At 70.6% G+C, this 2,446-nt stretch carries 2 protein-coding genes; one reads left to right on the plus strand and one right to left on the minus strand.

All coding sequences use genetic code 11. The annotated features are described in order from the left end of the window. Nucleotides 1-1,770: PAS domain-containing sensor histidine kinase (locus BDIM_RS00630; protein ID WP_040344694.1), on the plus strand; the 1,770-nt coding region annotated here is incomplete at its 5' end. A 6-nt stretch (nucleotides 1,771-1,776) separates the two neighbouring features. On the opposite strand, the gene BDIM_RS00635 is transcribed toward BDIM_RS00630, so the two are convergent. Further along, the gene (locus BDIM_RS00635) at nucleotides 1,777-2,310 is read right to left on the minus strand and encodes a periplasmic heavy metal sensor (RefSeq protein WP_003163632.1); all 534 of its coding nucleotides are present in this window, start codon (nucleotides 2,308-2,310) and stop codon (nucleotides 1,777-1,779) included. Between the last annotated feature and the right edge of the window lie 136 nt (nucleotides 2,311-2,446).

Below are 2,446 nucleotides of genomic sequence, written 5' to 3' on the forward strand. Positions count from 1 at the left end.
GTCGCACCGATCGGCGACACCGGCCTGTCGGTCGTGGCGAGCCTGCCCCGGCCCGACGCCTTCGCCGCCTGGCTGGACGACGCCTGGATGCTGGCGGCGCCCCTGCTGCTGGTAGTGCTGATGCTGGTGGTGATCGCAGTGCAGAACTGGCGTCAGATGCGGGCCAGCCGGCGCTGGGCCGACACCGAACGGCGCTTCCGCGTCGCGGTCGAGGCCGCCCGCTGCGGCGTGTGGGAATGGGATCTGGCCAGGGGCGAGGCGACCCTGTCCGACTATATGGCCGCCCTGCTGGAGGTGGAGACGGGAACCACCCTGACCACCCAGGCCATGATCGAGCGGGTCCACCCGCGCTATCGCCAGCTGATGATCGAGGCCCTGGACAAGGCCATGGCCGACGGCGTGTTCGAGGCCGCCTTCCCCGTGCCGCTGAGCAACGGCGGCGTGCGTTGGATCGACGCGCGCGGCCAGTCGCGCCAGCCGCAACGCGACGGCGGCTATGACAGCCTGATGGGAGTGGCGCTGGACGTCACCGAGGCGCGCCGCACCAAGGCCCAGGCCCAGGCCGCCGAGAGCCGCCTGCGCGACGCCATCGAAAGCGTGTCCGACGCCTTCGTCCTGTTCGACCGTCGCGGGCGGCTGATCCTGTGGAACCAGGGTTTCCAGGACGCCTTCGCCTTTCCTAAGGGCGTGGTGCGGCCCGGCGCCCAGAAGGACGAGCTGAACCGCATCGCCGCCGAGGCGATCAAGGCCGAGCACCCTTCCGCCGGGGGCCGCGCCGGGGTACGCGAGGTCGAGCTGAAGGACGGCCGCTGGCTGCAGATGGCCGAGCGCTTCACCGGCGACGGCGGCACGGTGGTGATCTGCGCCGACATCACCGTCATCCGCCGTCAGGAGGCCGAGCGCCGCCGCGCCGCCGACGAGCTGCGCGCCATGGTGGCGGAACTGGAGGCCAGCCAGGCGAACCTGGCCCTGCTGGCGCGCAAATATGAGGTCGCCATGACCCGCGCCGAAGCCGCCAACCAGGCCAAGTCCGAGTTCCTGGCCAATATGAGCCATGAGCTGCGGACCCCGCTGAACGCCATCAACGGCTTCTCTGAGATCATGGCCGCCGAGATGTTCGGTCCCCTAGGCGACCGTCGCTACAAGGGCTACGCCGCCGACATCCACGGCTCAGGCCAGCATCTGCTCAGCCTGATCAACGACATCCTCGACATGGCCAAGATCGAGGCGGGCAAGCTGACCCTGCACTATGAGCCGATGGCGCTGGACGTGCTGTGCGCCGAAGCGGTGCGGCTGATGCGCGGCAAGGCCCAGGAGGCGCAACTGGCCCTGACGCTGGACTGCCCCGAGGATCTGCATATCGAGGCCGATCAGCGCGGCCTGAAGCAGGTGCTGCTGAACCTGATCTCCAATGCGGTGAAGTTCACGCCCGAGGGCGGCGCCGTATCGGTGAAGGTCGCGCCGCGCGACGCCGCGACCGTGCGCGTCTCGGTCGTCGACACCGGCATCGGCATCGCCGCCAAGGATCTGGAGCGGCTGGCCCAGCCGTTCGAACAGGTCGAGGGTCAGCATTCCAAGTCGACGCAAGGGACGGGTCTGGGCCTGGCCCTGACCAAGTCGCTGATCGAACTGCACGGCGGCGCCATGACGATCGAGAGCGAACCGGGGCGCGGCACCACCGTCTGGTTCGACCTGCCGACCCGCGCACCCGAGGGCGCCGTGGCCCCCGTCGGCGCTCCGGCCCAGCGGGTTCAGGCCCGCGCGGCGTAGGGCCGATCAGGCCGCCGGTTCAGGCGCCGTCGACGACTTGGCCGCCGTCTTCCCCGTCGAGGGCGCGCACTTCGACGACTCCTTCGACCGGGACTTATGGCGCGACAGGATCGGCGCCAGGGCGGCGCGATCAGCCGGATTGAGGCGGTTCAAGGTCTCCACCGCTCCCGATTCCAGTCGCGCCCGACCACGCATTTCGGACGCGCGCGATCGTTCCAGCAGGGCGGCGACCGCCACGGGGTCGAACTGATCCGAGCGGGTCAGGGCGATCGCCTCGCGACGGGCGGCGCGCGCCTCCTCGAAGTCAGGGCGAGCTTCCAGAGCCGTGGCGCGCATCTCGCGCTTGATCTGGTCGCGCACGGCGGGCGGGCGGGCCTCGACTACCGCCCAGACAGGCTCGCTGCGGCCCGGCTGACGCGCCTCGGCGGTGGCTTCCTTGACACGCTTGGCCGCCATCCAGGCCGCGCCCGCGCCCGCCACGGCGAAGATATTCAGGGCGACCGACGCCGCCAGGGCGATCTTCAGGCCTCTTCCGTTCATCCGCCCAGAACCTCCGTGTCGTCCGCGCTGCTCAGGCTGGCCTGGTACAGCACGGTGTCTGCGCGGATGTCCGCCGTCATCTGGCCGGTCAGAACCACGCCGAAGACCGCGCCCGCACAGGCCGCCGCCGCCCAGC

It is taken from the genome of Brevundimonas diminuta ATCC 11568 (assembly GCF_000204035.1).
GTDB classification, from domain to species: domain Bacteria; phylum Pseudomonadota; class Alphaproteobacteria; order Caulobacterales; family Caulobacteraceae; genus Brevundimonas; species Brevundimonas diminuta.

Excerpts from the sequence above, each read along its gene's own strand:
- BDIM_RS00635 (WP_003163632.1), bottom strand. The coding sequence starts at position 2,310 with ATGAACGGAAGAGGCCTGAAGATCGCCCTGGCGGCGTCGGTCGCCCTG.